Raw genomic sequence first — 21,339 nt, 5'->3', positions numbered from 1 at the left:
GGAAAGGGCATAAACAAAATGAAGAAATAATTGGGTTACTAGAACAAATAAAAGATAAATTGTGATAACGGGGGCTGGAATTTGAGTAAAAGAAGAAAGATGCTTTTTCGATTTTCAATTGGCCTAAATATGTTGCTTATCGCCTTATTGACTTGGAACTATATAAAAATGAATATTGCCTCATCTCATAATTCAAAATCGCTCAAAGTTTTACCTTGAGCGATTTGTTTCGATTTCTAGGGTTTACCCCAGGAAAGTCTCCCCCAGCAGGAACAGGTTCAGGGCGATAATGATGACCGCGATGATCCAGGCAATGGTGGTGGTAATCTTCTTGTTGACGAGCCCTGCCATAATCTTTTTGTTGCTGGTGAACATGATGAGCGGGATCAGGGCGAACGCAATCCCAAATGACAGGACGACCTGGCTGAGGACGAGCGCCTTTGTCGGATTGATGCCGAGGACAATTATGGTGAGCGGCGGCAGCATCGTAATGAAGCGCCTTAAGTAAACCGGAATCCTCCTCCTGATAAATCCCTGCATGATGACGTCGCCCGACATTGTTCCGACCGAGGAACTTGAAAGTCCCGCGAGCAGCAAACCGATGCCAAAGCATATCGCGGAATGCTGGCCGAGTAATTGGCCGAATTGGTTATACGCTACATCAAAATCCTCAACCTTCAGGCCTGTTTTATGAAAAAGTGCCGCGGCAACAATCAGCATGCTCGCGTTAATTCCACCAGCGATGACCATCGCAATGATGACATCAATGGTTTCAAATTTAAAAATCCGTTTTTTCTCGCGCTCATCTTTTCCAACAATCCGTTTCTGCGTTAAGGCAGAATGGAGGTAAATCGCATGCGGCATGACGGTCGCCCCGAGCATCCCGGCCGCGAGCAGCACACTGTTGACCCCTTCGAATCTTGGTACAAACATACCTGCCAGCATTGGTCCGGCTTCGGGCTTGGCGTCGAAAACCTGGATGCCGAATGCGATGACCACTACGAAAATCATTCCCGTAATGATTGCTTCGAGCGGCCTGACTCCCCGCCTTTGCAGTTCCAGGATTGCGAATGACCCGACCGCCGCGAGGAGCGCAGCCATGATCATAGGTATGTCGAACAGCAAATATAAACCCAACGCGGCCCCGATAAATTCGGCCAGGTCGGTCGCCATAACAACGAGCTCAGCCTGGATCCATAACAGTATCGACGTTTTTTTGGAAAATTGGTCCCGGCAAACTTCCGGAAGGTTTTTCCCCGTCGCAATGCCAAGTTTTGCCGACATGACCTGGATCAGCACCGCCATTAAATTTGAAGCGAGGATGACCCAGAGCAATTTATAGCCATATTGCGAGCCGGCCGCTATGTTCGTGGCATAGTTTCCCGGGTCGATATAGGCGACCGCTGCGATGAATGCAGGTCCGAGGAACGGCAGCAGCCCCCTAATTCCATTGGCGTTTCCCGACAGCGACTTAGCCGCACTCATTTGCAGGCCTTTATTCCACTTTCTTGCTGTATTCTCTTGATGTACGCCCATCTTTATCCCATCTCACTCTCTTTACTGTTTGACAAAATGTTTCCTTAGGAGAACTTTTTTTATGTTGTTGGACTAAAAAATGTCAATCCTGAATTTCCGTAATTTTAATTAATTTAAGGAACCAAACTTTATACCGAATTCAGGCCATTGCCTTCAGTGAATAGTTCGATTCATTTTTAATGTTATCGTTTCGTTTTCGTATTGTAACGATTCATTTTTTCCTAATATCGTTCTTTATACCCGCACATCAGCAAATTAAAAAATCACCCTTTCCAATTTGGAAAAGAGTGATTTCACTTAAAAATTGTATTTAATCATCAAATACCTTGGGTCGCCGTTTTCGTCTTCGTACGGCCTGATGATTTCGTAGCCGTTCCGTTCATAGAAGGCGACGGCTTCTTCGTTCATCCCGCTAGCCTGAAGGATATAATAGCCAGGTTCCTCCAATCCCTGCTCGAAATGGTTGAGGAGCACTTTCCCGTACCCCTTCCCCCGCAGCTTTCCGGAAACGAACATCTGCGATAAGTAGCCTGCCCCTTCCAGGTATTGGGCCAAGTAGAACCCGGAAACCTCTTCATCTACAAGCAGGACGAATGCCTTCCAATCCTGGTTTTCCAGTGCAACTTGGTACCAGGAAAGAATCATATCGTAAAACTCCTTGTTGAACACCATGTTCCTGAAGTTCATGCTATACAGCTCTTTTTGAGCGTGAAGGATTTTCGGGATATGAGTAATCTCCAGCTGAACAATCATGGCGGCGCACTCCGTTCTCTGTTTATCTTCCTCTATTTTAGCCGAAACAGCATGTTTATGAAAAATAATAGAGCAGGACCCTGCTACAGAGTCTCCGAAGCCTCATAAAGATAGTTGTCTTTATTTAAAAAATGGCCCCACTATCATAAATTGCATTTAAATGCATATATCATAAAAATGAAGGGGGGAGATACTATGTCCAATAAAGAAATTGTTCAGCGTTTCCATGACGAGGTGTTAAACGAAAGAAAGTACGAGAACACCGGTGAGTTCGTTTCACCACATTTTGTTTTTTACTCAAACAACAGCCCTGCATCTGAAGGAATGGAGTCATTTAGGCAGTATATGGGGGTCTTCCAAGGGGGATTTCCTGATTTGATATTTGAAACGCTGCACCTCGCAGAAGATGGAGATGCCGTTTATCTTCACTGGAAAGGAAAAGGAAAAAACACGGCTTCATTGATGGGATTGCCGCCAACGAATAAATATGTTGAGATACAAGGCATCTCCCTATTTGAACTGGAGCAAGGAAGGATTAAATTGAACCGGGTTGTTTTCAATACGTTGGACATATTCCAACAAATTGGCGTAAATCCTTCTCAACTGAACTAGTGCATTTGGAGACACAGATTTTTTAAATCGGTGTCTCTTTTTTACTTGGTATCCTTAAGCTTGTAAAATCGCTTCGTATTCGCATAAAGAATGGAGGAAACTTCTTCAACAGGCATTCCCTTGATCATCGCCAGCTCTTTCACAACGTCATGGGCCATGGCGGGATGAGTCATTTTTCCGGAAAACTTTCCTTCAAACGGCCAAGGTCCGTCTGTTTCCGCCATCATTAGCTGCAAAGGATACTGTTTGGCAACCTCCCTCGTCTCTTTTTCATACAGGATGTCCGGGGTGAACGAAACATGATACCCATTTTCAATCATCCGCTCAACTGTATTCCTGTCGCCTTTGAACCAATGGAAGTGCGCGTTCTCGATGTTGTGCTTTTCCAACAACCCGCAGGCAATTGGTGCGTCGTCGTAAACGGCATGCAGTATGACTGGCTTGTTGAACTTTTTTGCCAATAGGATGAACTGCTCGAGCAGCTCGACATACCCTTCATAAGGGAATGCGGCGTTCTTGGACTCGGCACGCATATAATACGGAAAGCCGACCTCGCCAATCGCAATCATTTTTTCCTTGTTGCCACTGATCCAGTTGAACAGTGTAGAGAGCTCAGCATCGGAAGGAAGCGGCTGCTCCGGGTGGTAACCGAATGCGGGATGGATCCGTGAGCAGCTTTCAGCAAGCTTCAGGTTTTCCTTGCAGGAAGGCAGGTCCATCGAAACGGAGATCAAAGCCTTAACCTGATTTTCCCCTAAACTATTGATGATCAGCTTTTGTTCCGCCTCCGGATATTTGTCCAAATGGATATGTGCATCAATGACTTTCAAGCATCTCGCCTTCCTTCATGGCAGAGTAAATCTCGCGTTTCAGGTGTAAAAAGTGATCCTCCAGCAGCAGGCGGTCCGTCCTCGGTCGATTGAACGGTACCTTAAATTCTCTTATTACTTTCGCCGGGCGCTGCGACAGAAGTACAATCCGGTCTGATAAAAACAGTGCCTCTTCGATATTGTGGGTGATGAACAGGACCCATTTCCGCTTTTCTTCCCATATGGATAGGAGCCATTTTTGCATATCGAACCGTGTAAATTCGTCTAGTGCGGAAAAAGGTTCATCGAGCAGCATGACGGGCTGCGGACAGAGGAGAGCCCGAATGAACGCAACGCGCTGCTTCATTCCGCCTGAGAGCTGGTGCGGGTAGGCATTTTCATAGCCCGAAAGGCCAACCTTGGCAAGCCACGTTCGCGCTTCAGCTTCATCCGTCTTGCCAGCAAGCTCCTGGGCGAGGAGGACATTTTTTAAAACAGTCCGCCACGGAAGCAGCGAGGACTGCTGGGGCATGTAGGCAATGTTCCCCGTTTCCCCGTTAATCCTTCGCCCCTCCAGAAAAATGTCTCCCCCTTCTGGCTTCAGCAAACCGCCAATCGTTTGAAAAATAGTGCTTTTCCCGCTTCCTGACGGGCCTATAATTGAAACAAATTCACCATCGTTTACATGGAGCGAGATTCCGTCAAGGACAAGGCCGGTTTCGTTAAATGAATGGGTTATATTTTCAAGCCTGATTTTCACGTCCATCACTGCACTCCCTCCCTTGCCCATTTGATGACTGTTTTTTCAAGCATAGTAATAAGGCTATAAAACAGCATACTAAAGATTACAATAATGAAAATGGCAATAAAAACGCGATCGGTACGAAATGCTGAGGACGAAAGGGTCATAAAAACGCCAATCCCCTTTTCCGCGCCGAGCCACTCGGAGATGACCGCCCCCATGACACTGTATGTTGCGGATATCTTCAAGCCTGAGAAAAACGGAGGCAGCGCATTGGGAAACTGGACTTTCGAAAACAGCTGGAAAGCTGTCGCACCGGACATTTTCATGTAATGGACGAGCTCTCTTGGCGCACTCCTGAAGCCGTCCAACAGTGCGATTGTTATTGGGAAGAAGCAGACAAGCGTTATGATAATCAGCTTTGGCAGGTAGCCGAAGCCAAACCAGATGACCAACAGCGGCGCAAGGACGATGATTGGGACATTTTGCGAGATGATTAAAAAGGGGTACATCGTTGTTCGCAACGGCGGTACGAGGTGCAGCACCGTCGCGATGATGAAGCCGATTAATGCTCCGAGTAGAAGCCCTGAAGCAGCTAGCATCACCGTTGCCCCCACATCCGGCAAAAATAGCTGGTAATTGGCGAAGGCTTCTTTTAAAATCGCGCTCGGGGTAGGCAGAAGCCAGGCTGGAATTTCAAATAGCTTGGCAGCCCCTTCCCAAACAACGAAGAAAAGGAGGAGCACCGCAATCGGGCTCCACCCTTTGTTCCCGTACTTTTTCATCAGCGGTACTTCTCCGTTAACCGGTCCATCGTAATGCCATCCGGCTGATAGAGGATTTTCACCTGAGAAATGACGTTCGGCGTCCCCAGTTCAATCATTCTTTCATTCATCTTTTCAATGACGCCAAGCAGCTCGCTAAGTTCGCCTTCCAGCGTTGTTTCAAGAGGATGGACCTCGTACTTCACACCTGCCTGGTCAATTACCTCAATCGCGGCATCGACCAATTTGATCGTCTCCTCGCTTGTCGCGGCTTTCGGTATGATTTGGATACTCACTAGCGCGTTCGCCATTTTCAATTCCTCCTTATTCAGGTAAAAATTCATTCGTAAAAGCTTTTTCGGCTTCGAGTTCCTTTTCGAGAAGGCCGTTTTCGAACATCCATTGGCTGTAATTTTCCCATATTTCAAGTTTTTGTTCGCCCCATCGCTTTGCATCGTCCTGATACTTTGGCGAGAGCCACTCCTGGCTTTTTTTCACAAGCGCGGGATCAAGGTCAGGGACCGCTTTTAGTAAAATATCAGCGCTCTCGGATGGGTTCTTAATCGTAAATTGGTACCCCTCGGAAACTGCTGCAACGAACGCCTTCACTGTCTCCGGGTCGTTCTTTATCATTTTTTCATTCGTGGCAATGACAGGCGTGTAATAGTCGAGTTTTTTGGAATAGTCGGTCAGGTATACCATGTTGATCGGTTCATTCCGCAGCTCCGCTTCAATCCCAGTCCATGCATAGTAAATCCATGCGAAATCAATGTCCCGCTTCACAGCCGTAAAGAAATCAGAGTCGCCCATGTTAACGATTTTCACTTTGTCCACATCAGCATTTTCCTGTTTCATCAACAGGCTCAGAACCGCTTTTTCAACTGGCGATCCCCAGCCGCCGTATGTTTTACCTTCAAATTCTTTTGGTGAAGTGATGTTTTTCACTTTTGGTGAAGCAAACCCGGACGTGTTGTGCTGGATGACAGCCGCTATCGACACAAGCGGTACACCCTGGATTCTCGCTTGGGTAATCGATTCCTGGTAGCTAACCCCGAATTCTGATTTACCGGACGCAACCAGCTGGTCGGCACCTGCCTCGCCAGGAAGAATAATGTCGACATCAAGGCCGTGTTTTTTAAAATAGCCCTTCTCTTTCGCCACATAAATCCCTGTATGGTTCGTATTCGGCGCCCAATCAAGGACGACCTTGACCTTCTTCAACGATTTTGCATTGTCTGGCTCCTTTTTGTCCGCTGAACAAGCAGTCAGGCCAATTGCCAGTAATACTGCAGATAATACGATAAGCAGCTTTTTCATACTTTTCCCTCACATCCTGATTTTTTTGACATTGAAGCGGAAAAGATGGCGGGTATGTAAATTAGGGCTAGCTCGTTTTTTGCTGCCAAGCTGATAGAGGCGTTCATCAACTTGCCAAGGATAGCCAAATAAAAAGCGCCCGGGATGTCCCGAGCGCAAAAAAATCCATAATAGGCGTTTATACGTCTACTAGAAGATGTTCCCTACGCTGGTACGAACCAGATCAGGTAAAAGGGTCAGCATCTCTGGATACTATCTCAGCCGGCCACACCGGCTCCCCTACATTTCCAAACCTTCAATTGTCACTATTACTATATAAGAAAGATGTTTAGCCGTCCAGAAAAGAGGTTTCCCTACTTTTTTGGAATTTCGCATCCGTCTTCGTCACACATATCTCCATCCAGGTTGTTTAAGACGACGATTTGGTCCTCGGCGAGTACTTTTTCCAACGCCTGGACGAATGCTTCGGTCGGCTGCGCACCGGAAATAGCGTATTTTTTATTAATAAGGAAGAATGGAACTCCGGAAATCCCATACTGCCGCGCTGTTTGTTCATCGGTATGGACAGCATCGGCCATGTCATCGCCGGCAAGCATTTTTGCCACTTCTTCCCGGTCGAGTCCGACTTCAACCGCCAATTCCGTCAATGTTTCATGGTCGCCAATATGTTTGGACTCCGTAAAATAGGCACGGAGAATTCTTTCCGTTATTTCCTTCGCAAGGCCCTTCGTTTTCGCGAACATCGTCAAACGGTGCGCGTCAAAGGTGTTGGTCAAAATGACTGAATCCAAATGGTACTCAAGCCCAACTTCCTTCGCCATCCGCTCCACATTGTCGCAATTTGCTTCTGCCTGGGCAATGCTCATCCCGTATTTTTTCGCCAAAACTTCATACATGTTCTCTTTGATATCACGGCCCGCATTTGGGTCCAGTTCGAAGCATCGATATGTCACATCGATCTGTTGGCCAATCTTCTGAATAGCGTCCTCCAGACGCTTTTTGCCAATATAGCAGAATGGTCAGGCGAAATCTGTCCACATTTCAATCTGCACATGAATCCCTCCAATCTTTCCTATTAGTATAGGGGTTGGGTCTTTATTTTACACAAAATATGCCTGTACGAACTATAAGATTTCCACACAATAAGCATGGCGCATGCTCCGGCTGGTAAAACTAACCCAAACCAAAAAAGGGGCGGAAACAATGATTATTGAAGGTTCCATTATTTCAGGAGAATTTGATCAATCAATGAATGAATTCTCCTTGCAAAAAGTGAAAAATCTTAACACCGAATCTATCCTGAAGGAAAGCCAATTAATGAGCATCTACAACTATTTAAAAAAGCATGAGCACGAAGCGGATGGGCAAATCATAACCCTTAATGACCAAATGCCAATTCGCTTAAATCCGGACGAACTGCGGCAATTAATGGTTGACCTTGAAAAAATTTTGTCCATGTATGGCTAAAAAAGCGCCAGAATACTCCTCTTTTTGAAGAAAAAAGTCGAAAATAGTCGTAATGTATCTTGATTTATTTATAAAAATCCTAAATAATACTGACAGGGAATGGTTTTCAAGCAGGAGACCACCTGCAATCATTCTGAGCCTTGAAGGAAGCAATTTTTAAAAAAAGATATTGTTGGCAGTCATGGGTTATTTCACATGAATGGGAAGGTAGAAAGTATGAACGTTAATAAAGATGAATTAATCGAGAGGGCCAGTGCAATTTTAGGTCGCGATGTAACGCATGAAACAATCATGAAAACAGTTGAGTCCCTTGTGGAATTGCTGGAAAAGGAAAAGGCAGCCAAAGAAGACCGGTATGCCACTGTGAAATTATAAGTTTAAATAGCCATTGGTTTTAACCATTTTCCTGTGTAAAAAACCCTTTAAGGTCCATTTTCCTTAAAGGGTTTTTATTTGATCCACTAGACGTTCGCATTCATACAAAGTTCATCAGTTTCTTCAATGATCTTCTTAAGCCTATGAATTGCCTCGGTTAATTGGGCTTGGTTGGGTGCAATCATTTCAAAAATATCATTGACCCTTTCCTTATAATGAGGAGGCTTCACCTCAAATGAACTGATGAATTCGACAGCTCCTTTTTCATTCGTGCAATAGCGTTCGTTAATCGCAAATATCACTTGGTTCAAACAAGAAACACTCCGAAAGAAACACCCGGCAACGTACGCTATGTCTTCCCTGGCGACAGCTTTCTTTGCTGCTTCAAGGGAAAAGGAAGCCTCCCATAAAAATTTCTGAATCGTTGCCTTTTTAAATTTTCCAGAGAAGGGGCTTGTTCTTTCTTTTAATCCGGTAATGATATTTTTAGACTCCCACAAAATTTTACAGGAAGCTATTTCGCCTAAATAGATGCTATTCACAAATCCGTGGGGATGTCCCGGATAATAATCGATGGTTATGTTTCCATCAAGACAGGCATCGATCGTTCGGGAAACAAGGTTTAGGTCACGGTAGAGAAGATCAACTGCGACGTTTTGAACTTTAAGCCAGCCTCCGCCATTCACCCAGTTTCCCCATTCGTTCACTTCCGTCATGATATTTTCACGGTGGCCATCATCAATTTCTCTCGCTATTTTTTGCAATCCCTCAATATCAAGGTCTTTCGCAGATTCATAATAAAGGCCAATATCAATATCCGAATTTGAGATATGCGTCCCTTTAGCCCGAGAGCCCCCTAGGACGATGGCGGAGATGCCTGAAATGTGCTTTAAACGATTGGTTATATCAGCTAAGATATTTTTTCCGTCCATAAAACCACCTCGTTACCACTATCTATTATTTCTTAATAGGAATCCAAATCTCGCTATAATAATCCTCGGAGTAAGGGTCAGCCGGGCTGCAGTAAACCTCCATCTCCATACCGCCCGCATGCTCGTACCCGGTTGCTGGAAACCATTCTGAATAAATCCTGCCCCAAACCTTTTGGATTGCAGCAGGCATGGCGCCGTGTACCGGAAAAACCGCCCACGTTGCTGCAGGTATTTCCCTTTCCTCCCAATCTTCCGGAAGCTGGCTAATATTTTTTTCCGCCCCGATCATGTAGGTTAGGTTTTCTTGATCTTTATCAAACTCCACGCAGGCTCCGATTAACCCAAGCGGACCGCAATTTTTCGCAAGCTCCTTGACCAATCCGTCCCGATTCGATTCAACCCAGAATGCAGGAATATTCCGTCTGTTTTCTCCTCCAATGGTGGATGTCCGAATACTTTTCCCAACAACCGTAAACGCTTCTTTTTCCACAATCCTGTAATCCATTTCCACATCACCCTTCAACTGAATTTGAAAAGAGAGCCTTGGGTACGCCTTCAAGGTTTGGCTGATTTTCTTGGCATCCGACGGGCTGATTCCATGAATGCGCCGAAAAGCTTTTGTAAACGATTCCGGGCTTTCGTATCCGTATTTCATGGCAACATCAATTACCTTGGTCTTCGAGTTAACCAGCTCCTGCGCGGCTAAAGTAAGACGCCGGTTTCGGATATATTCACTTACGGTATATCCAGTCAGCATACTGAACATCCGTTGAAAGTGAAACTTAGACATACAAGCTACTGCCGCTATGTCTTCAATCATAAGATTGTTGTCCAAATTCCGTTCCATATAGTCAATGCTGGCCAGCATTCTTTGAAGGCCCTCCATGCGCAACCCCCTCCTCTTAAACACAGTCTATCAGCTGTGACTCGTCCACTCCTGTTCTTCCGTGCTCAAATAAAACAGGTGATTATGTTGGTTTTTACTTATTAGGTTATTTTCGACTAAACCGTTTGTTTTTCCTGTAAAAATAATTACCTTTAGCTTCAAGCTAACGATTTTACTATAATAGGGGTAACGAAGGAACTTGGGAGGAGCCAATTTCTATGAAACTGATTTCCATTTGTCCGAGCAATACCGAGCTGGCCGCTTACTTGGGGTTAGCGCCTTCGCTTATTGGTGTGGATGACTTTTCCGATTGGCCAGCGGAAATCAATGGGCTGCCCCGTCTTGGACCTGATTTGAATATCGACATGGATAAGATTGAAGCCCTGCAGCCGGATCTGGTTTTGGCCTCCCTGTCCGTCCCAGGAATGGAACGAAACATTGAGGAACTCGAGAAACGAAACATTCCGTATGTGATTGTTCCAAATCCGAAAACATTGAAGGAAGTCGGCGACTGTCTACTTTTCGTCGGCCAAGTTACGAAGACATACGATAAGGCTGAACAGCTTTTTGAAAAATTCAACCGAGTTCTCGTATTCTATGAGTCCTTAAGCATGCAGGTAGAAACACCGAAAACCCTTTACTGGGAGTGGTGGGCAAAGCCGATTTTCACACCGGGCGCAGCTAACTGGCTGACTGAAATCAGCAGGCTTGCTGGGGGACGGAACGTTTTTGAGGACAGACCTGAAGCGAGTGTGCAAACCGATTGGGATGATGTAAAGGAACGGAATCCGGACGTCATTTGTGTTGTCTGGGTCGGCGTCCACAAAAAGAAGGTCAATCCAAAGGTCATCCTGAAACGGCCAGGCTGGGAAGAAATCACGGCAATCAAAAACAATCAGTTGTACATACTCGATGAGCCGCTGTATTGCAGGCCGTCTCCCCTATTGCTGAACGGCTTGGCGCAAATCGCCCACATCCTGCATCCTGGCATTTATCCCCCGTTCGACGAGGAAAAGGATTTGTTAATGGATTACTGACCTTTTTAAAAAGACAAGAGGGAGATGGATTGAATGCTAGGCTTGCCGCGCGGAGAGGTGTTCCTCGTTCCCTGGTCATTTGAATGGGAAGAAGAGTTTTTAAAAGAGAAAGTCCTGATTGAAGAAAAAATTGGCCAATACATTGTGGCGGTCCATCATATCGGGAGCACGGCGGTACACCATTTAAGCGCGAAACCAATCCTTGATATCGCAGTTGAACTTGAGCATTTCGGCGATGGCTTGTATTGCGTTCACGCTTTGGAAGCTTTGGGTTATCGGTATAGAGGAACAAACGTGTTGCCTGACCGGCATTATTTTAACAAAGGCGAACCGAGGACCCACCAGATTCATATGTACGAAAAGGGAAACAAGTATTTGATCGAACAGCTCCAATTCAGGGACTACTTGCGAAAAAATGAAGCCGCCCGTATTGAGTATGAAAACTTAAAGATCCGGCTTTCTGGTAAAAACAAACATGATAAGCACCAATATGCGGACGATAAAACTGCGTTTGTAACATCAATATTTCGTAAAATAAATACATAAGAAAAAAGCTTGCGGGTTACTTGCCAAATAACAAAAGTTTCGCAAAATACATCATAGGTAAAAAAGGCTTAGATCCCCCTAAGCCTTTTTCATGCTCTTATTTAAAAACAGCACTCTTTAAGTGTAATTCTCCTCATTCACAATTATCTATCTGATAATCTTTTGTTTCGTAAAACAGTTATAAACCCATTCAAAATATTATGGCTTACAGCAAAACCTTTACGTTTATAAAATTCTAATGCATCATTACCATTTGAAACAAAAATAAAATAATCCTCTATATCATCAAATTCGTTCAACCATTTTATTGAAATATCAAAGAGCACTGAACCAATCCCATATCGTCTATATTCTTCTTTTATATAAAACTGTGATAAACACCCTACATTGTTACCATTCACTGAAGAAGGGTCAAAAAAAGTTGCAAAATCATTTGAGTAGGCTTCTTTAGGAGAGATATTTGAATAAACATAACCAACAATTTTGTCACCATCTCTCACAACCACGATTTGATTGTCTATTGCACTTTTTATAGAAGGAAGCATCCTTGTCTCAAAATTCATGTCATCAAACAGTTCAGGTGCAATTTTTGCCTTTGATTTTTGAAAAGCCATAAGTTCATTGCACAACTCTTTACAATAGTAAGCTTTTTCAATTGGTATAATTTCATATTTTATATTCATCTTTTATTTCACCCCTTTTGATATCATACTAATAATTATATAATCCTTCCTTATCTAACAATTCTGCTTTGTTAGTTTAATAACAACCTAATTCTTTAACGGCATAAAGGATGCAGGAGTCAATTCCTCACTTTCAATGACAATAGCAGTTAATCCTGCATACGTTTTAGTTTCGTGCCACTCACCTTTTTTCCAAAAAACAGCATCCCCTGGCTCAACTTTAATATATTCGTCTTGTTCATTACGGACATAACCCTCGCCGTTCAAAATTAAAAGAAGCTGGGATACTACTGCTTGATGATAGCCAACTATTCCATTTTTATCTAAGTGCATACATCCAATGTTAGTTTCCTTATTTGTTTGGATAATACGAGACATAATAAAATCCGAATTGAATTTTGAAATCTTTTTACCGTGGTCTTTGTTAAAGTTATAAAACCCCATTATGACCTCCTGGAATGGGAATTAACCCCGTTGCTTAATAAGGAATTCAACAAAAAAGGGGGGAATCCTGCTAGACAACCCACCCGTTTGTTAATGTATACTTCTTCACACAGACCAGACCTTACTTAAAATTGAATGTTTTATAATCCCCTGTATCAGAGGAAAATTTAAGCAAATTTCCATCTGTCGGTATTCCTTCAAAATAAGCACCTATACAACCAGTGGTACATCTGTGACCAGATATAAGAATATTAAGTTCTTCCTTTCCATATTGGCTTTCAAGTTCTTCCATAAAGCTAAACACTCTTTTAACAAATCTATTTGGGTCTTCTACCCCTTGATAGACCGAAGAATCAGGTAATGGACCAGTCATTTTTACTTCATTAATATGTAGCCTATCCGCTTCTCCTAAATCAAAAACATCCAATCTATCATCCAAATTAGCTCGTTTCCCACTAACAATTTCTGCTGTTTGTACCGCTCTCTCTTGTGGGGAAGAATATACAAAATCAAAATCTATATTCTTTAATCTCTCTCTTAAAGCCTTGGCTTGTTCTATTCCGTGCTCGTTTAATGGTAAGCCCATTCTTCCCTGCATTTTATGTTCTTTATTCAAGTTTGTTTGCCCATGTCTTATTATGTATATCATGTCTAATCCCCCCTTATGTTGAATAGCTTTCCTATCATTTTAACATAAATACCCAAAAACCAACTTATCATCTTCAGCACACCAAATCGCATTCTAATTCGCATGTTGACAATAATTTTTGTCAGTCTGCTAAAAGGGGTGCAAATTCGAATGTTAAAAGGCCATTAAAGGCACGGAAAACCTAAATACATCCACAATAAAAAGCAGTCCAATTCAGTTGCGAATTGGACTGTTTTTTTGCGTGCTAATTAAGTTCTTGAACTTGAAAACAAAACCCTTTATCCGAAACTACAAGGACACATTCTCCAGCTGGAATCCTTCTACTACCGCGTCTTCTTCGACTTCAAGCAGCAGGCAGCGTTTTCCGTTGATGGTTACGTAGCGGACGTTGCTCAAGTCTTCGGGGCTGATTGTCACGGTTGCAACCTTCGTATTGATTTTTATCGTTTTTGGAACGAGGCTGGTTGCCTTGATTTCTTTTTTCTCATTGTCGAGGACATTTTTAAAAGCGAATTCGACTTTTTCCGATGTAACGTCCTTCACGCCGCTATCGGCTAGGATCCGTTCAACATCGTGGTAGTCCAGCAACGGCGCTTCCGTCTCCTCTGCTTCCTCTACTACTTTATTGATTTCGCTGTAGATGTTCGAGAGAATGTCCGTTTCAACCTTCTCGCCAATCAGCGTCTGCAGGACTTGCTCGAAATTTTCCTTCTCTTCTTTTGCCGTATTGATTGGCTCGCATGACAAGACATGTTCAACAAAATGCGGCGAAGGCTGGTTAGGCTTGCCAGCGGAATAAAGGATGTGGTTCACATCCGCCGCCCCCTGGTTGAATGTCGGGAAAAGGAAGCCGAACATCGGTGCCGACAAGTTGATGATCGGATCAACCGCGCTGCTTGCCTTGAATGCCTTCTCAATATAATCGAAGATGAGCGCTGATTTTGGCTGGTCGGTCCGGTTCAGGCTACAGAGGATGAACTTTTGAGCATATACTTCATCGTCCCCGCCCTCTTCGGAATCCGCACTCCTTTTGCTCGTTGGAATCCTGAATTCACCGCGGATAAACGTGACAACCGTATCCATTTCATAAAACAGCCCGTCGAACAATTTGGCTACAATTGCGAGCATCGCTTCCTGCCAGGCCTCGGTGTCAGCGTAATGCAGGCTGTCGAACAGAATGGTCTGAGTGCTCCCTTCCTCCCCGCGCCTGAATTTCAAATCAAACAGCTTTGAATCCAGCTGCCCCGCCACAACCTTCTTAAAGTTATCCATAAACAACTCTTGTTGGAACTGCTCCAGCATCCCGAATGGTTGGCTTTCCATATGATAGATTTCCGACGTTTCCTTTTTTACATATACATTGAAAATCTCTGAAATATTTAATCGGTCATTGTCTATTTTGAATTGCTTCCGTAMGGTGCTGACATCTTTATTGTTCAAGTGAATTCTCCTCTCTCAGAAAGTTGATTTTATCACTGCTGTTCTGGCGTTACAAGATTGTTGGCCTTTTTTTAAAAAAGCCAGATTGGGAAAGTTTAAGAGTTTGGCCTTTTCATCCTATGCATGTCCATGCAACTTTTTTCTAGGAAAATTTATAAAATTTTTCTCAGACTCTTCCAACTGGACTATAATGGAAGTTAAGGAAATGGATAACCAGGGGGATATTTTAAAAATGGACAGAAAGAAACTGCGCATCATTGGATTCATCTTGATTATTGGCTTGGCCGTAGCGGGACTTAATTTCGTGCCTGACGACGAAGCTGGAACGACGGTAAAGAAACAAAACATAGAGCGCCGAGTTGCGAATCTTGAGGCGTTTGGCAGACTGTATGGATATGTGCGGTATTTTCACCCGAGCGATGAATCGGCGAGCCTTAACTGGGATCGATTTGCAGTTTACGGGGCAAGCCGGGTCAAGGATGCCGCCGATGACGAAGAGTTAAAGAAAGCGCTCGAGGAGATATTTTTGCCAGTCGCACCTTCACTGGTGATTACGGAAAAAGAAAAAAAGGCTCCTAAACTACCAGAACCACAAAAGAGCTCGGAGGTAGTCGCCTGGCAGCATTATGGTCCGCCCGGGACGGACACTCAGTTTTTCAAAAGCAGCCGGGTCCACGCCTACCTAATTGATGGTGCATATTCATTCGATGACAGAATGTTATTTTCAAATTATCCGAATCTTGACCAAAAACACAATGAGACGTTGAGTGGGACGCTTCGTGTTTCCATGCCGCTTACCCTATATGTCGAGAACGGCAAAACACTTGGCGCCACGAAGAAAAGCTGGAACAGGTTTGAAAAGCTGAAAGAAGAACTCGCAAGTATGGACCCGAATCTGACGAGCGAGGATGAGGATGTCCGGTTTGCAGGGGTGATTACTACCTGGAATCTCCTTGCCCACTTTCATCCTTCCGCTCCCAACCCAAGTGAATTAAAGGCAAGCCTTGCGTCTGCTCTGAAGTCTGCCGCCGATGATCGGACACGGGAAGAGTATATGGAAACGATAACCTTTCTTTTGGAAAAAACAGGTGACGGCATGGCGGAAAATACATTCAATCAGGATTACTCAATTTGGGAGCGCCTCCCCTTCGCTCTGGATATTGTGGAAGGCAAGCTGGTCGTGACGGCCGCAGACCAAATAGCATATGTGAATGTTGGCGACATCGTTGAAAAGGTGAACGGTGTTAGCTGGAATGATTTTTTGGAAAAACAGGCCAGTAAGATTCCGGGTTCCGGGCAATACAAGGGCTGGCGGGCAATCAATTCGCTCATCTATAAGGATGAAATCAAGCTCCGGATTATGCGGGAAGGCCTTTCGAGTGACATCACGGTCGATAAGAGCCGCTATGGATTTATGGATGAATTCAACCGAAAGGATACTTTTAAAGAACTCGGAGATGGAATTTACTATCTGAATATGGCGCTTGATGCCCGGGGCGCGTTTGTAAGAAATATGGACGCACTCAGCAAAGCAAAAGGGATCGTTTTTGACCTCCGTAATCCTGAATACGATGTGGATTTCACTGAAAAAATTATTACACAGCTGCTGGATAAGCCTGTAAAGGGGCCGGTTTTAAGAATAACGCAAACAGTCTATCCGTATCAGTGGAAAGCAACATACAACGAAATCCAGGAGGAACTAACGCCAGAAGAGCCGGAATTCAAAGGAAAAGCCGTTTTCCTTGCTTACAGCGGTACAAAAGCGAGGACTGAAACCCTTATTTGCTATGTAAAAGATAACGCTCTAGGGACAATTGTCGGACAAAGAACTGCTGGTGCACATGGATATTTGCAAATGTACCCAATCAACGGGAACCTGAGAGGTGTGATGACCGGTACAGAAACGTACAATGCTGCCGGGAAATCGACCTATAAGTTCGGAATCGAACCCGATGTGCAAGTTTCAAGGACAATGAACGGCGTTCGGAATGGCGTTGACGAATACATTGAAAAAGCGATTGAAGTGATTGAAGGGAAATAAGTTTTCCAAAAGGGGGCTGCGATGGAGAGGTCAAAGCTGCGAGTCATTGGGTTTATTTTCATTGTCTGTATGGCAGTTGTGGGGCTGAATTTCCTCCCTGAGGAACAGGCTTCAGTCAAGGTGAAAAAGAAAACTCCTGATCGCCTTTATACCAATTTGGAGGCGTTCGGACGGCTTTATGGCTACATCCGCTATTTTCACCCGAGCGATGAAGCCACCAAGCTTGATTGGAACCGATTCGGGATTTATGGAGCAAGCAAAGTGAAGGATGCAAAGAATGATAAGGAATTGAAGGCTGCGTTAGAAGAACTGTTTTTGCCGATTGCTCCCACCCTCACGTTATTTTTAAAAGAAGAAAAGCCCCCAGCGCCGAAAAAAGGAACGCCTGCTGGAAAGGTTGTTGCCTGGCAGCACTACGGTCCACCCGGACTTCAAAGTTCTTTTTATAAAAGCAAGCGTGTCGAGGCTACAATTGTGGACGGCAACTTGGCATTCGAAGACGGGCAATTGTTTCCCAACTATCCGAAAGTTGTGGAACGGTACGAAGGCGAGCTGGCGGATTCAATCAACTTCCAGTTCCCCCTCGTCCTCTTCGTGGACAATGGCAACACGGTTGGCACCACGAAAAAAAGCTGGGAAAACTTTAAAAAACTCAAGACTGAACTCGACCAATTGGACGAAGAGGTGAAATCGGAGAATGAGAATTACCGGTATACCGGCATCATTTCAGCCTGGAATATCCTTGTCCACTTCCACCCAGCTGCGATAAGTTTCTCCATTAATCCAAATCAGGAGCTGCGGGCAGCGCTTGAAGATGCCGCGGATGACAAAAATCCGGAAGATTATTTCAGGACTCTAACCGCTTTAATGAAGAAAACCGATGATGGACAGGCGATTTTATCCTTTAGGGAATCGATGAAAGACAACAAGCGGCTGCCAATCATGATGGATGTCGTCGAAGGCAAGGTCGTTGTGACCGGCTCCAAAGATTCCCCAAATTTTAAGGCTGGAGATATCATCAAATCGATAAATGGCGTGGAGGCCCGCGGGTATGTAGAACGCCTTTCCCAAAGCCTTCCGGGATCACGGCAATTCACAACATGGATGGCGATTGATTCGCTCCTTGATTCCGATCGGGCGGAAATCGTCTATACACAGGACGGAGAGGAGAAAACAGCTACCCTAACAAGCTGGGAAAATGCCAATGTTGATGAGTTCAACCGCATGGACGATGTCTGGGAAATCGAAGACGGCATCTATTACTTCAACCTGTCCAAGGACATAAAACAGACATGGAATGCATATCTGAACCTTCTTGAAAAGGCAAAGGGCATTATTTTTGATATGCGCACAATGAAATCCGACGATTTACTGTATAGGGATATAATCGGGCACTTAACCGACCAAGCCATCTCAGGCCCAGCCGAACAGGTGATACAGGTTATTTACCCCCACAAGGAAAAGGCCACTTTTTCAGAAATGCAGGACATGATTGAGCCAGCCCAGCCCAAGCTCAAAGGAAAAATTATATTTCTCGCAAATGCCGGAACAGTTGGCCAGTCCGAATATTTCCTTCGTTATGTTAAAGATCATAAACTTGGGACGATTGTCGGCCGTCTGACTGGAGGAAGCTACGGGAAAACCCAGTCCTATCAGGTTGTCCCTTCTATCCTCGGAAAACTGAGCGGCTCCCAAACAATTGGATTGGATGGAAACAAGATATTTCATACCGGCATCGAACCAGATGTACCTGTTACAAGGACTTACGAAGGCGTCAGCAATCAAATCGATGAGGATTTATTAAAAGCCCTTAGATTGATTAAGGAATAGATTTCAGGAAAATCAACTCTATCATTTTTTTCAAGAAAGGTGTTTTCGTCATGGATAAGAGTATTGTAGTGGCTGTAAAAGGGGTTGTGGTAAGAGACGGCAGGATGCTGATTGTGAAACGCTCATCGGATGACGAGACGGGCGGCGGCACATGGGAATGCACTGGCGGAAAGCTGGATTTCGGGGAGACACTCCAATTTGCGTTAGCACGGGAAATTGTGGAGGAAACCGGACTTGAAGTTGCGGTCGGGGAATTGCTTTTCGCGACAACCATCCTCACGAGTCCCGTCAGACAGGTCGCCATTCTAACTTATCTATGCCGTGCTGAATCTGATGCAGTCCTGCTATCTGCGGAACATTCCGATTTCTGCTGGGCGGACAAGGATGAAGTTAAAGCGATGCTTGCCCCGGATATTATCAGCGATTTTGAAAAGCATGGCGTTTTTGAGCGCGCTGAAATCTGGGAAGGTGTGGGAAACCTCTCCAGCATCATTCACTAGGCTGTTCGGAAAGATATTACTGCTTTGACCAAAAAGAGCCCTTACTTGCAGGGCCTTTTTTCATAATGGTCTCCATCCCCCGGAAGTTTCCCCTCCGGCGGAATCCAGCCGGTTTGGCAAATCTTTTTATCGTTACCCACAAAATACATATACGTCCAGTCCATTTCATTATTGAATGTAACCTTAAATATGTTCTGATTCTCATGCCTGCCGGTGCCCCTAAAGATTTCCCATTCCTCACCCGGGTATTGGGAATCCAGGTATGAGTGTAAAATGGCACTCTTTTTAACATACTGAAAATCATACCAAAAGGGTCGAAAAGTAAAAAAGACAATGATAGCCGCGGTAAGGAGCAAGACAACTGTGAATCCATATATCCTTCTTCTTAATGGCAAAAGAAACACACTTGCAAAAAGGACAATGATAAAAACACCAGATGCGATAATTTCAACCACTGATTTCGGATCCATAAAGGCCCCCCTTTAAAAAATGAAGCTTTTAAGTGAATGATTTACTATAATGATATAAAAAGGAAATAATTTACGAGAGATGTGTCGCGCTTTTTTCGTAAAAAAGGAGGATTTATGAAATTCGTCTTGATTGTCGGGCCTCAGGCTGTAGGGAAAATGACAGTCGGCATCGAACTTGCTAACTTAACTGGTCTTAAGCTTTTCCATAATCACATGACAATCGACCTCGTCAGTCAGTTCTTTGATTACAGCACCCCGGAAGGGAAAAGATTGGTGGGCCTCTTTCGCCAGGAAATTTTTGAAGAAGTGTCAAAGAGCAATCTGGACGGGCTGATTTTCACCTATGTGTGGGCATTCAACCTTCAGGCGGATTGGGATTATGTCGACCGCATCTGCTCCCTTTTCGAATCGAGGGGTGCTGCCGTTTATATCGTCGAACTGGAGGCCGACCTGGAGGAAAGACTCCAGCGGAATAAAACGCCGCTTCGGCTGGAGCAGAAGCCGGGCAAAAGGGACCTCGCTTGGTCAGAAGCGAATTTACTGAAGTCATTGGAAAAATACCGTTTGAATTCCTATGATGGGGAAATTACCAGGGAGAATTATTTAAGATTGAACAACACGAATATAAGTGCAGTGGAAGCTGCCCGTTTGATTAAAGAGAGATTTAATCTGTAAGGACCGGAATTTCCGGTCCTTTTTTAGAGCGGCTCATTCATTTGTTCTCTTATCCTCTTTAAAACCTTAACGTAATAGGAACCGTGGCCGACAAAGCTGTCTGTTGCAACGATTTGGCTTTCTTCGCCATCAAGCGTAGTTACTTCAACCGTTTGCGAAACGCCTTTGAAAAGATTCAGCGCGTCTTCAAGCCTTATTTTATGGATGCTTTCCACTTCTTCTTCTTGAAGTGTAAATGTCGGCATTTCGCGGCACTCATACAGAAAAACATGGCAAAATTCCCGATCGTATATCGTCTCAAGTTTAATCTCTTCTTTTAAAACGCCCAGGGAAATCAGGTCATTGAATTGGAGTTTGACCCCAAGTTCTTCCTCAATCTCCCTGATTCCGTCCTCAATCGTTTCATCCGCCATTAAATGGCCGGCGGAGGTTATATCGAAGAGGCCGGGATAATCCTTTTTCGTCCTGGATCGTTTCTGAAATAGTACATCCTCTCCAAGTGTGAACCAGCAATGGAAGGTCTCATGCCAGTCGCCTGTCCTGTGAACTTCTTCCCTCGCCTTCTCACCAATGCAATTCATATCAGCATCAAAAATTCGTATGATTTCTGTCGTCATGTATAGTACCTTTTACCTCTCATTTAAGATCGGGGTTCATAATGTTGATCTCAAAACCGTTTTACGGAAAATCTCCGGTGCAAACGGTCTTCATAACCGCCATCAAGACCGTTTCAGGGAAAATCATCACGACAAACGGTCTTCAGAACCCTCATCAAGACCGTTTCCATTCAATTCTCAACCCCAAACGGTCTTGATGACCTCGATGAAGACA

25 protein-coding genes and 1 riboswitch are annotated in these 21,339 nt (G+C 44.4%); of the genes, 9 read left to right on the top strand and 16 right to left on the bottom strand.

All coding sequences use genetic code 11. The features are described from left to right. Positions 1 to 243 precede the first annotated feature (243 nt). Both ADU24_RS05455 and ADU24_RS05450 read right to left on the bottom strand, forming a co-directional pair. Complete coding sequence (locus ADU24_RS05455; RefSeq protein WP_053365676.1) at positions 244 to 1,536, bottom strand: Nramp family divalent metal transporter; 1,293 nt, start codon at positions 1,534 to 1,536, stop codon at positions 244 to 246. Between the two features lie 297 nt (positions 1,537 to 1,833). After that, positions 1,834 to 2,289: a GNAT family N-acetyltransferase gene (locus tag ADU24_RS05450; RefSeq protein ID WP_053365675.1), complete on the bottom strand. Its 456-nt coding sequence runs from the start codon at positions 2,287 to 2,289 to the stop codon at positions 1,834 to 1,836. Positions 2,290 to 2,484: 195 nt separating this feature from the next. Between ADU24_RS05450 and ADU24_RS05445 the strand changes: the two genes are divergently transcribed. Continuing rightward, positions 2,485 to 2,901, top strand: a complete 417-nt coding sequence (locus ADU24_RS05445; RefSeq protein WP_053365674.1) for an ester cyclase — start codon at positions 2,485 to 2,487, stop codon at positions 2,899 to 2,901. A gap of 41 nt (positions 2,902 to 2,942) precedes the next feature. Here ADU24_RS05445 and ADU24_RS05440 read toward each other — a convergent pair whose 3' ends face one another. The 6 genes from ADU24_RS05440 to ADU24_RS05415 all read right to left on the bottom strand — a co-directional run bounded on the left by ADU24_RS05440 (position 2,943) and on the right by ADU24_RS05415 (position 7,540). Beyond that, a complete protein-coding gene (locus ADU24_RS05440) occupies positions 2,943 to 3,731 on the bottom strand; it encodes a TatD family hydrolase (protein ID WP_053365673.1) in 789 nt (262 codons plus the stop codon). Beyond that, entirely contained in the window at positions 3,718 to 4,476 is a 759-nt protein-coding gene (locus ADU24_RS05435) for an ABC transporter ATP-binding protein (RefSeq protein WP_053365672.1), read from the bottom strand. The genes ADU24_RS05440 and ADU24_RS05435 overlap by 14 nt, the downstream gene beginning before the upstream one ends. After that, on the bottom strand, positions 4,476 to 5,237 hold the full coding sequence (locus ADU24_RS05430; protein WP_053365671.1) for an ABC transporter permease: 762 nt from the start codon (positions 5,235 to 5,237) through the stop codon (positions 4,476 to 4,478). Before ADU24_RS05430 ends, ADU24_RS05435 begins: the two co-directional genes overlap by 1 nt. Beyond that, complete coding sequence (locus ADU24_RS05425) at positions 5,237 to 5,527, bottom strand: thiamine-binding protein (RefSeq protein ID WP_053365670.1); 291 nt, start codon at positions 5,525 to 5,527, stop codon at positions 5,237 to 5,239. Before ADU24_RS05425 ends, ADU24_RS05430 begins: the two co-directional genes overlap by 1 nt. Before the next feature lie 13 nt (positions 5,528 to 5,540). After that, positions 5,541 to 6,533 carry an ABC transporter substrate-binding protein gene (locus ADU24_RS05420; protein WP_053365669.1) on the bottom strand — a complete coding sequence of 331 codons (993 nt, stop codon included), beginning with the start codon at positions 6,531 to 6,533 and terminating at the stop codon, positions 5,541 to 5,543. 183 nt (positions 6,534 to 6,716) lie between these two features. Beyond that, a riboswitch (TPP riboswitch) is annotated at positions 6,717 to 6,824 on the bottom strand. 62 nt (positions 6,825 to 6,886) lie between these two features. Then, positions 6,887 to 7,540, bottom strand: a complete 654-nt coding sequence (locus ADU24_RS05415) for a DsbA family oxidoreductase (RefSeq protein ID WP_269432247.1) — start codon at positions 7,538 to 7,540, stop codon at positions 6,887 to 6,889. Positions 7,541 to 7,736: 196 nt separating this feature from the next. On the opposite strand from ADU24_RS05415, the gene ADU24_RS05410 reads away from it, so the two are divergent. Both ADU24_RS05410 and ADU24_RS22925 read left to right on the top strand, forming a co-directional pair. Continuing rightward, positions 7,737 to 8,000, top strand: coding sequence for a hypothetical protein (locus ADU24_RS05410; protein WP_053365667.1), 264 nt, complete (start codon positions 7,737 to 7,739; stop codon positions 7,998 to 8,000). 216 nt (positions 8,001 to 8,216) lie between these two features. Next, positions 8,217 to 8,375 carry a hypothetical protein gene (locus tag ADU24_RS22925; RefSeq protein ID WP_156324518.1) on the top strand — a complete coding sequence of 53 codons (159 nt, stop codon included), beginning with the start codon at positions 8,217 to 8,219 and terminating at the stop codon, positions 8,373 to 8,375. 86 nt (positions 8,376 to 8,461) lie between these two features. Here ADU24_RS22925 and ADU24_RS05405 read toward each other — a convergent pair whose 3' ends face one another. Beyond that, positions 8,462 to 9,307, bottom strand: coding sequence for a nucleotidyltransferase domain-containing protein (locus ADU24_RS05405; RefSeq protein WP_053365666.1), 846 nt, complete (start codon positions 9,305 to 9,307; stop codon positions 8,462 to 8,464). Between the two features lie 25 nt (positions 9,308 to 9,332). Further along, complete coding sequence (locus ADU24_RS05400; protein WP_082306820.1) at positions 9,333 to 10,193, bottom strand: AraC family transcriptional regulator; 861 nt, start codon at positions 10,191 to 10,193, stop codon at positions 9,333 to 9,335. A gap of 218 nt (positions 10,194 to 10,411) precedes the next feature. On the opposite strand from ADU24_RS05400, the gene ADU24_RS05395 reads away from it, so the two are divergent. Both ADU24_RS05395 and ADU24_RS05390 read left to right on the top strand, forming a co-directional pair. After that, complete coding sequence (locus tag ADU24_RS05395) at positions 10,412 to 11,230, top strand: cobalamin-binding protein (protein ID WP_053365664.1); 819 nt, start codon at positions 10,412 to 10,414, stop codon at positions 11,228 to 11,230. A gap of 33 nt (positions 11,231 to 11,263) precedes the next feature. After that, positions 11,264 to 11,776, top strand: coding sequence for a GrpB family protein (locus ADU24_RS05390; protein ID WP_053365663.1), 513 nt, complete (start codon positions 11,264 to 11,266; stop codon positions 11,774 to 11,776). 143 nt (positions 11,777 to 11,919) lie between these two features. On the opposite strand, the gene ADU24_RS05385 is transcribed toward ADU24_RS05390, so the two are convergent. From ADU24_RS05385 to ADU24_RS05370, 4 genes are all read right to left on the bottom strand, one after another. Beyond that, complete coding sequence (locus tag ADU24_RS05385; RefSeq protein ID WP_053365662.1) at positions 11,920 to 12,459, bottom strand: GNAT family N-acetyltransferase; 540 nt, start codon at positions 12,457 to 12,459, stop codon at positions 11,920 to 11,922. An 87-nt stretch (positions 12,460 to 12,546) separates the two neighbouring features. Then, positions 12,547 to 12,903 carry a cupin domain-containing protein gene (locus tag ADU24_RS05380; protein ID WP_053365661.1) on the bottom strand — a complete coding sequence of 119 codons (357 nt, stop codon included), beginning with the start codon at positions 12,901 to 12,903 and terminating at the stop codon, positions 12,547 to 12,549. 121 nt (positions 12,904 to 13,024) lie between these two features. Next, entirely contained in the window at positions 13,025 to 13,552 is a 528-nt protein-coding gene (locus tag ADU24_RS05375) for a histidine phosphatase family protein (RefSeq protein WP_053365660.1), read from the bottom strand. Positions 13,553 to 13,840: 288 nt separating this feature from the next. After that, positions 13,841 to 14,992: a DUF4317 domain-containing protein gene (locus ADU24_RS05370; protein ID WP_053365659.1), complete on the bottom strand. Its 1,152-nt coding sequence runs from the start codon at positions 14,990 to 14,992 to the stop codon at positions 13,841 to 13,843. A gap of 232 nt (positions 14,993 to 15,224) precedes the next feature. On the opposite strand from ADU24_RS05370, the gene ADU24_RS05365 reads away from it, so the two are divergent. The 3 genes from ADU24_RS05365 to ADU24_RS05355 are packed head-to-tail and all read left to right on the top strand — an operon-like array spanning position 15,225 to position 19,363. Next, the gene (locus ADU24_RS05365; protein ID WP_197277475.1) at positions 15,225 to 17,033 is read left to right on the top strand and encodes a S41 family peptidase; all 1,809 of its coding nucleotides are present in this window, start codon (positions 15,225 to 15,227) and stop codon (positions 17,031 to 17,033) included. Between the two features lie 21 nt (positions 17,034 to 17,054). Continuing rightward, positions 17,055 to 18,863 carry a S41 family peptidase gene (locus ADU24_RS05360; protein ID WP_053365657.1) on the top strand — a complete coding sequence of 603 codons (1,809 nt, stop codon included), beginning with the start codon at positions 17,055 to 17,057 and terminating at the stop codon, positions 18,861 to 18,863. A gap of 50 nt (positions 18,864 to 18,913) precedes the next feature. Further along, positions 18,914 to 19,363 (top strand): NUDIX hydrolase, encoded by a 450-nt coding sequence (locus tag ADU24_RS05355; RefSeq protein ID WP_053365656.1) that lies wholly within the window; start codon positions 18,914 to 18,916, stop codon positions 19,361 to 19,363. Between the two features lie 41 nt (positions 19,364 to 19,404). Here the strand turns inward: ADU24_RS05355 and ADU24_RS05350 are convergent, their stop codons facing one another. Further along, complete coding sequence (locus ADU24_RS05350) at positions 19,405 to 19,833, bottom strand: hypothetical protein (RefSeq protein ID WP_053365655.1); 429 nt, start codon at positions 19,831 to 19,833, stop codon at positions 19,405 to 19,407. A gap of 114 nt (positions 19,834 to 19,947) precedes the next feature. Here ADU24_RS05350 and ADU24_RS05345 point away from each other — a divergent pair, with 114 nt between their 5' ends. Beyond that, positions 19,948 to 20,508 (top strand): AAA family ATPase, encoded by a 561-nt coding sequence (locus ADU24_RS05345; RefSeq protein ID WP_053365654.1) that lies wholly within the window; start codon positions 19,948 to 19,950, stop codon positions 20,506 to 20,508. 23 nt (positions 20,509 to 20,531) lie between these two features. Here ADU24_RS05345 and ADU24_RS05340 read toward each other — a convergent pair whose 3' ends face one another. Further along, entirely contained in the window at positions 20,532 to 21,125 is a 594-nt protein-coding gene (locus ADU24_RS05340; RefSeq protein ID WP_053365653.1) for an NUDIX hydrolase, read from the bottom strand. Between the last annotated feature and the right edge of the window lie 214 nt (positions 21,126 to 21,339).

This window comes from Bacillus sp. FJAT-27245 (assembly GCF_001273955.1).
In the GTDB taxonomy this organism is placed as follows: Bacteria; Bacillota; Bacilli; order Bacillales; family Cytobacillaceae; genus Bacillus_D.
The sequence above is the reverse complement of the archived record's forward strand: the minus strand, read 5'-3'. Positions and strand labels throughout refer to the sequence as shown.

Excerpts from the sequence above, each read along its gene's own strand:
- ADU24_RS05455 (WP_053365676.1), bottom strand. The coding sequence starts at position 1,536 with ATGGGCGTACATCAAGAGAATACAGCAAGAAAGTGGAATAAAGGCCTG.
- ADU24_RS05450 (WP_053365675.1), bottom strand. The coding sequence starts at position 2,289 with ATGATTGTTCAGCTGGAGATTACTCATATCCCGAAAATCCTTCACGCT.
- ADU24_RS05445 (WP_053365674.1), top strand. The coding sequence starts at position 2,485 with ATGTCCAATAAAGAAATTGTTCAGCGTTTCCATGACGAGGTGTTAAAC.
- ADU24_RS05435 (WP_053365672.1), bottom strand. The coding sequence starts at position 4,476 with ATGGACGTGAAAATCAGGCTTGAAAATATAACCCATTCATTTAACGAA.
- ADU24_RS05430 (WP_053365671.1), bottom strand. The coding sequence starts at position 5,237 with ATGAAAAAGTACGGGAACAAAGGGTGGAGCCCGATTGCGGTGCTCCTC.
- ADU24_RS05425 (WP_053365670.1), bottom strand. The coding sequence starts at position 5,527 with ATGGCGAACGCGCTAGTGAGTATCCAAATCATACCGAAAGCCGCGACA.
- ADU24_RS05420 (WP_053365669.1), bottom strand. The coding sequence starts at position 6,533 with ATGAAAAAGCTGCTTATCGTATTATCTGCAGTATTACTGGCAATTGGC.
- ADU24_RS05410 (WP_053365667.1), top strand. The coding sequence starts at position 7,737 with ATGATTATTGAAGGTTCCATTATTTCAGGAGAATTTGATCAATCAATG.
- ADU24_RS22925 (WP_156324518.1), top strand. The coding sequence starts at position 8,217 with ATGAACGTTAATAAAGATGAATTAATCGAGAGGGCCAGTGCAATTTTA.
- ADU24_RS05405 (WP_053365666.1), bottom strand. The coding sequence starts at position 9,307 with ATGGACGGAAAAAATATCTTAGCTGATATAACCAATCGTTTAAAGCAC.
- ADU24_RS05400 (WP_082306820.1), bottom strand. The coding sequence starts at position 10,193 with ATGGAGGGCCTTCAAAGAATGCTGGCCAGCATTGACTATATGGAACGG.
- ADU24_RS05395 (WP_053365664.1), top strand. The coding sequence starts at position 10,412 with ATGAAACTGATTTCCATTTGTCCGAGCAATACCGAGCTGGCCGCTTAC.
- ADU24_RS05390 (WP_053365663.1), top strand. The coding sequence starts at position 11,264 with ATGCTAGGCTTGCCGCGCGGAGAGGTGTTCCTCGTTCCCTGGTCATTT.
- ADU24_RS05385 (WP_053365662.1), bottom strand. The coding sequence starts at position 12,459 with ATGAATATAAAATATGAAATTATACCAATTGAAAAAGCTTACTATTGT.
- ADU24_RS05380 (WP_053365661.1), bottom strand. The coding sequence starts at position 12,903 with ATGGGGTTTTATAACTTTAACAAAGACCACGGTAAAAAGATTTCAAAA.
- ADU24_RS05375 (WP_053365660.1), bottom strand. The coding sequence starts at position 13,552 with ATGATATACATAATAAGACATGGGCAAACAAACTTGAATAAAGAACAT.
- ADU24_RS05365 (WP_197277475.1), top strand. The coding sequence starts at position 15,225 with ATGGACAGAAAGAAACTGCGCATCATTGGATTCATCTTGATTATTGGC.
- ADU24_RS05360 (WP_053365657.1), top strand. The coding sequence starts at position 17,055 with ATGGAGAGGTCAAAGCTGCGAGTCATTGGGTTTATTTTCATTGTCTGT.
- ADU24_RS05355 (WP_053365656.1), top strand. The coding sequence starts at position 18,914 with ATGGATAAGAGTATTGTAGTGGCTGTAAAAGGGGTTGTGGTAAGAGAC.
- ADU24_RS05350 (WP_053365655.1), bottom strand. The coding sequence starts at position 19,833 with ATGGATCCGAAATCAGTGGTTGAAATTATCGCATCTGGTGTTTTTATC.
- ADU24_RS05345 (WP_053365654.1), top strand. The coding sequence starts at position 19,948 with ATGAAATTCGTCTTGATTGTCGGGCCTCAGGCTGTAGGGAAAATGACA.
- ADU24_RS05340 (WP_053365653.1), bottom strand. The coding sequence starts at position 21,125 with ATGACGACAGAAATCATACGAATTTTTGATGCTGATATGAATTGCATT.